The sequence below is a fragment of the Streptomyces geranii genome (genome assembly GCF_002954775.1).
Lineage (GTDB): Bacteria > Actinomycetota > Actinomycetes > Streptomycetales > Streptomycetaceae > Streptomyces > Streptomyces geranii.
Genome location: NZ_PJME01000066.1, coordinates 39597 through 45697, shown reverse-complemented (window position 1 = coordinate 45697; position 6101 = coordinate 39597). Strand labels below are relative to the sequence as shown.

Annotated in this window: 8 protein-coding genes; 2 read left to right on the top strand and 6 right to left on the bottom strand. The window is 71.2% G+C overall.

The window, feature by feature from the left end; translation table 11 throughout:
- Window positions 1–44: 44 nt before the first annotated feature.
- From CW359_RS40960 to CW359_RS40940, 5 genes are all read right to left on the bottom strand, one after another.
- A complete protein-coding gene (locus CW359_RS40960) occupies window positions 45–710 on the bottom strand; it encodes an urease accessory protein UreF (protein ID WP_105975336.1) in 666 nt (221 codons plus the stop codon).
- A 16-nt stretch (window positions 711–726) separates the two neighbouring features.
- Entirely contained in the window at window positions 727–2448 is a 1722-nt protein-coding gene (locus CW359_RS40955; RefSeq protein ID WP_105975335.1) for an urease subunit alpha, read from the bottom strand.
- The gene (locus CW359_RS40950) at window positions 2441–2752 is read right to left on the bottom strand and encodes an urease subunit beta (RefSeq protein WP_105975334.1); all 312 of its coding nucleotides are present in this window, start codon (window positions 2750–2752) and stop codon (window positions 2441–2443) included. Before CW359_RS40950 ends, CW359_RS40955 begins: the two co-directional genes overlap by 8 nt.
- Window positions 2753–2763: 11 nt before the next feature.
- On the bottom strand, window positions 2764–3066 hold the full coding sequence (locus tag CW359_RS40945) for an urease subunit gamma (protein ID WP_105975333.1): 303 nt from the start codon (window positions 3064–3066) through the stop codon (window positions 2764–2766).
- Window positions 3067–3177: 111 nt separating this feature from the next.
- Complete coding sequence (locus CW359_RS40940) at window positions 3178–3828, bottom strand: TetR/AcrR family transcriptional regulator (protein ID WP_105975332.1); 651 nt, start codon at window positions 3826–3828, stop codon at window positions 3178–3180.
- Window positions 3829–3956: 128 nt separating this feature from the next.
- Here CW359_RS40940 and CW359_RS40935 point away from each other — a divergent pair, with 128 nt between their 5' ends.
- A complete protein-coding gene (locus CW359_RS40935; RefSeq protein ID WP_105975331.1) occupies window positions 3957–4982 on the top strand; it encodes an ABC transporter permease in 1026 nt (341 codons plus the stop codon).
- A gap of 109 nt (window positions 4983–5091) precedes the next feature.
- Here CW359_RS40935 and CW359_RS40930 read toward each other — a convergent pair whose 3' ends face one another.
- Entirely contained in the window at window positions 5092–5367 is a 276-nt protein-coding gene (locus CW359_RS40930; protein WP_105975330.1) for a type II toxin-antitoxin system Phd/YefM family antitoxin, read from the bottom strand.
- An 86-nt stretch (window positions 5368–5453) separates the two neighbouring features.
- On the opposite strand from CW359_RS40930, the gene CW359_RS40925 reads away from it, so the two are divergent.
- Window positions 5454–6101 (top strand): ATP-dependent Clp protease proteolytic subunit, encoded by a 648-nt coding sequence (locus CW359_RS40925; RefSeq protein ID WP_198655568.1) that lies wholly within the window; start codon window positions 5454–5456, stop codon window positions 6099–6101.

Genomic DNA, 6101 nt, shown 5'->3' with positions numbered 1-6101 from the left:
CCCCCCAGGATGGGTACGGGTAGGGGCGGCGGGGGCGAAGGAAGCTACGACGCGAACAGTCGTACCGCCCACCCCCCGTGCCCCTCCGCCCCCACCTCCAGCATCGGCGCCGAAGCCGCAGGCAGCCTCTCCACCTCACCCCACCCCGCGACCTCCACCGCCCGGTCCACCACCCGGTCCAACTCCGGCGCCAACCGAGCCAACACCCCCGTCGCATCGAACGGATCAAGGCTCAGCAACCGCACAGCCGCCGACGCGGGCCCGCTCACGCACTCGTACACGGAGCAGTACGCCGCCTCCTCCGCCCCCAGCCCCGCCGCCCGGGCCGTCAGCCCCAGCACCACCGGCTGGTGTGCCCCCTTGGGGAACTCCCTTGCCAGCGCGTCCAGTTCCGGCGACGGCCACGTCGCCCGGGCCGCCCGCATCAACTGCCGCCCCAGCTTTCGCGCGGCGACCCGCAGCACCGGTGACGGCGTGCGAGCGTCCGCCGCGCCGTCCAGGGCGACCGGGTCGACGCCCGCTGCCGCAGCCGCAGCCAGCGCCGCCGACACCAGCCCGGCCGTGTGCAGCCGACCCCGGCAGAACTCCTCCAGGCTCGCCGCACCCGTAATGCGCCCGGCCTTGACCGCGGCCTCCGCACCACCGGAGTGCGCGTGACCCCCGGCGGGGAAGCGGCCGTCCGCCAGTACCAGCAACGCCGCCCTGCTCATCGCGACCGCCTCCCCATCAGAAGAGGAAGTAACGCTGGGCCATGGGCAGTTCGGCGGCCGGAGTCGCCTCGACCAGCTCCCCGTCGATGTGCACGGCGAAGCTGTCGGGGTCGATCCGGACCTCCGGACGCGCGTCGTTCTCCCGCATGTCCGCCTTGGTCACCGCCCGCGTCGACTCGATCGCCACGAACCGCTTCCCGAGCTGCAACCGCTCCGGCAGCCCGTCCTCGATCGCCAACTGGGCCACGAAGTTGAAGGAGTTCGAAGCCGGTGCGCGGCCGATCGCGCCGAACATCGGCCTCGGCAGGATCGGCTGCGGGGTCGGGATCGAGGCGTTCGCGTCGCCCATCTGCGCGTACGCGATCTGGCCGCCCTTCATGACCAGGTGCGGCTTCACGCCGAAGAACGCCGGTGCCCACAGCACCAGGTCGGCGAGCTTGCCCGTCTCCACGGAGCCCACCTCCCCCGCGAGACCCTGCGCGAGCGCCGGGTTGATCGTGTACTTGGCGACATAGCGGCGTACCCGGTGGTTGTCCGCGCTGCCGTCGCCCGGCAGGGCTCCCCGGCGGCGCTTCATCACATGGGCCGTCTGCCACGTGCGCATGATGACCTCGCCGACCCGGCCCATCGCCTGCGCGTCCGACGAGATGATCGAGATCGCGCCCAGGTCGTGGAGGATGTCCTCCGCCCCGATCGTCGACGGCCGGATACGGGACTCGGCGAACGCCAGGTCCTCCGGTACCGCCGGGTTCAGGTGGTGGCAGACCATCAGCATGTCGAGGTGTTCCTCGGCCGTGTTGACGGTGTAGGGGCGTGTCGGGTTCGTCGAACTCGGGAGGACGTGCGGCTCGGAGACCACGGACATGATGTCCGGCGCGTGCCCGCCGCCCGCACCCTCGGTGTGGTAGGCGTGGATGCCCCGGCCCGCGATCGCGGCGAGCGTGTCGGCCACGAAACCGGCCTCGTTGAGGGTGTCCGTGTGGATCGCGACCTGGATGCCCGTGCGGTCGGCAACCGTCAGGGCCGCGTCGATCGCGGCCGGGGTCGAGCCCCAGTCCTCGTGGATCTTCAGGCCGAGGGCGCCGCCGCGGATCTGGGAGAGCATCGCGTCGTGCGAGACGGTGTTGCCCTTGCCGAGCAGGCCGAAGTTGAGTGGGTACTGCTCCATCGCCTCCAGCATCCGGGCCAGGTGCCAGGGACCCGGGGTGACCGTCGTCGCCTTCGAGCCCTCCGCCGGGCCCGTGCCGCCGCCGATGAGGGTCGTGACGCCCGACGCCAGCGCCTCGTCGGCGATCTGCGGGCAGATCAGGTGGACGTGCGCGTCGATGGCGCCCGCCGTCACGATCCGGCCGTTGCCCGCGATGATCTCGGTCTCCGGGCCGATGACCAGGTCGGGGTGGATGCCGTCCATCGTGTCGGGGTTGCCGGCCTTGCCGATGCCGGTGATCCGGCCGTCGCGGATGCCGATGTCGGCCTTGATGATCCCCCAGTGGTCGATGATCACCGCACCCGTGATGACCGTGTCCGGGGTGCCGTCTGCGCGCGTAGCGCGTGCCTGGCCCATGGACTCACGGATGACCTTGCCACCGCCGAACACCGCCTCGTCACCGGCGAGTCCGGGGCCGCCGCTGCGGTCCTCCTCGATCTCGACGAGGAGGTCGGTGTCGGCGAGCCGGATGCGGTCGCCGGTGGTGGGGCCGAACAGGTCGGCGTACGCGGCACGCGAGATCTCAGGCATCGAGGGCACCTCCGGTCTCCCCGCGCAGTCCGGGCACGATGCGCGCGCCGGCGAGCGGGACGAGTTCGACGTCGACGGGGATCCCGGGTTCGAAGCGCACGGCGGCGCCCGCGGCGATGTTGAGCCGCTTGCCGCGCGCTGCCGCGCGGTCGAACTCCAGGCCGGGGTTGGCCTCGGCGAAGTGGTAGTGGGAGCCGACCTGGACGGGCCGGTCGGCGGCGTTCAGCACGGTCATCGACGTCACCTCGCGGCCCTCGTTGTACACAACGGGTCCGTCGGCGAACAGGATCTCTCCGGGAATCACGGCGGGCCCCCTCAGACGATCGGGTCGTGGACGGTGACGAGCTTGGTGCCGTCCGGGAAGGTCGCCTCGACCTGGACGTCGTGGATCATCTCGGGGATGCCCTCCATGACGTCCGCCCTGGTCAGCAACTTGCGCCCGGAGGACATCAGTTCGGCGACCGTGCGGCCGTCACGGGCGCCTTCGAGGATGTGCGAGGTGATCAGCGCGACCGCCTCGGGATGGTTCAGCCTGAGCCCTCGGGCCCGGCGCTTCTCGGCCACGTCCGCCGCCACATGGATCAGCAGCCTCTCCTGCTCGTGCGGAGTCAGTTGCACGGCGTCACACCTCACATCCTCGCTCCGGACCGTGCGGGGTCCGGTTGCCGATGCCACCAAAACCGCAGGTGGCGCGAATGGGCACGCTAGTTGGCCGGAGTTTCAAGGACGTTAACCGCCCAGTGATCCATCCGGACCGACGACGTCGGGCCCGTCCCAGCTCATCAGACCGCGCAGACCTTCCTGAAGCACCTCCACCGGCGCGCTGCCGAAGAGGGCCATCTGCGCGATGAATCCCTGGGCCGCGGCGATCATGGTCCGGGCGACACTCGCTGCCGGTACGTCGGCCCGCATCATCCCGTTCTCCTGGTACCGCTCGACCAGCCCCACCCACACCGTGCTGACCTTGGCGAGCCCCTCGTTCAGCACCTTCGACAGCTCGTCGTCGCGCAGGGTCTCGGCCCAGACCTGGACGATCAACCGGGGGAAGACGGCCCTGCCCTCGTCTACCAGCCCCGGGCGCAGGCTCAGCATCCTGCCCATCACCTCGCCGACCATCACCTCCGGCGGCGGAGGTGGGCTCTGCCTGCCCGCGGCCTCGAAGGTGTCGCGGACCTCCGTCAGCACCTCGGTGACGATGGCGGAAATCAGCTCCTCCTTGCCGCTGAAGTAGCGGTAGACGGCCCCTGCGGAGAGGTCGACCTCCTTGAGCACGTCCTGCATGGACGTGGCATGGAAGCCGTTGCGGGCGAAGCAGCGGGCCGCGCCGTCGAGGATCTGACGGCGGCGGGCGTCGAGGTGTTCCTGGGATACGCGAGCCATGCCGTCAAAAGTAAAACGAACATTCCTTCTTGACAAGGGACGCCGATCGCAGGACTGTGGTGACGCACCTAAAACGAACGATCCTTCTTTTTAGATCCACCAGGGTCTAACCGATTCGAGGGGAAACCATGCCCACCACGTCCGCCGCGGCCACGCAGGAGCACCGCCGCCACATGATCGCCGTAATCGTCCTGGTGCCCGTCCTGGTCGCGCTGGCGCTCTGGGCCTTCGCCTGGCCCGCCGCCCGCACCGCACCCCGTGACCTGCCGCTCGGCGTGGCGGGCCCGGCGAGCGCGGTCACCCAGGTCGAGCAGCAGCTGTCGGCCCACGAGGGCGCCTTCGAGCTGCACCGGTACACAGACGAGGCCGCCGCCCGGGACGCCATCGAGGACCGGACCGTATACGGCGCGGTCGTCGTCACCGCCCAGGGCCCGAAGCTGCTCACCGCGTCCGCCGCGAGCCCCGTCGTCGCCCAGCTCCTTCAGCAGGCGGTGACCACGGAGGCGGCGCAATCCGGCGCCCAGGTCACCACCGTGGACGTCGTCCCAGCCGCCACGAACGACCCGCGCGGCGCCGCCTTCGGCGCGAGCGTGCTGCCGCTGGCCCTGGCCGGTGTGGCCGCAGGCGCGGTGGTCACCCTGCTCGGGCTGCGCGGGGTACGCGCGGTGGGCGCCCTGGTCGGCAGCGCCGCGCTGGTCGGTGTCGTCGCCGCCTCGATCGCGCACAGCTGGCTCGGCGTGCTCACCGGCGACTGGTGGGCCGAGGCCGGTGCGCTCGGGCTGACGGCGCTCGCGGTGAGCGGCGCGGTCGCCGGACTGGCGGCACTGCTCGGCAACGCCGGGATCGGCCTCGGCGGCCTGACCGTCGTCCTGATCGGCAACCCGTTCTCCGGAGCCGCCGGCGCCCCGCAGCTGCTGCCCGAGCCGGTGGGCGCGATCGGCCAGTGGCTGCCGCCGGGTGCGGGCGCCTCGCTGCTCCGCTCGGTGACGTTCTTCGACGGCGCGGCGGCGCTGGGTCCGGCCCTGACCCTGGCCTGGTGGGCGGCGCTGGGCCTCGGCGCGATCCTGCTGGGCGAGACGCTCAAGCGCCGTACGCGGGACGGGAACAGCGAGCCGGCACCGGCCGCCGAGCGGGAGCCCGCCCTGGCGAGCTGACCGCCCACCCAGAGAACCGACCGGGTGCCCCCGCCGTAGCGGACGGGGGCACCCGGTCCCGTTCGTTCACCGGGTCATCCCCGGCCGCCCGGACAGCCCACGGGCGTGATCAGTGGGCCCCCGGCCGCCGGTGCTCCGCCGCGATCCCGAACCGCTGCCGCTCGACGGGCGCCGCGGCGACCTCCCGGACGCTGGAGACGGCACTGACGACCTGCTCGTCCGCCGCGTCCAGCTCGTCGAGCCGTTCCAGATCGGCCGCGGAGACCAGGGCGACGAGGGGCTTGCCGTGCCGCGTCACGACGACGCGCTCACCGCCGTACACCACCTTGTTGATCAGCTCGGCGAGTTCAGCCCTGGCTTGCGTCACCGGAATCTCGTAGGCCATGTCTTCCAGCTTAGACCCGCCCTCCTTCCACCAGACTCTGTACGTCCTGTACATTTCTTACGGAAGCCATCGAGGAGGCGCACGCCATGAACGACATCGACGATCCGTCGGCCCGCCATGTCCTGCCCGAGTTCACCGAGCGCACGAGCAACGGGACCCGGACGATGGATCCGTACTCCCGGCTCCTGGAGGACCGGATCGTCTTTCTCGGGACGCCGGTCGACGACGTCTCGGCGAACGACGTGATGGCGCAGTTCATGCATCTCGAATACCTGGCGCCCGACCGGGACATCTCGCTGTACATCAACTCCCCCGGCGGCTCGTTCAGCGCGATGACGGCGATCTACGACACGATGCAGTACGTCACCTGCGACATCGAGACCGTCTGTCTGGGCCAGGCGGCCTCCGCTGCGGCCGTGCTGCTCGCCGCCGGTACGCCGGGCAAGCGCAGCGCGCTGCCGGGGGCCCGGATGCTGATCCACCAGCCCTCGCTGTCCGGCCCCGTCCAGGGGCAGGTGAGCGATCTCGCCATTCAGGCGCGGGAGTTGGGCCGGGTCCGTAGGCTGCTGGAGGAACTGCTCGTACGGCACACCGGACAGAGCCCGGAGCAGGTCACCGCGGACATCGAGCGGGACAAGATCCTCGACGCCCGGGCCGCCCTGGAGTACGGGCTGGTGGACCGGATCGTGCCCAGCCGCAAGTCGTCCTCGCACCCCTCCCCCGGCACGAGGTGA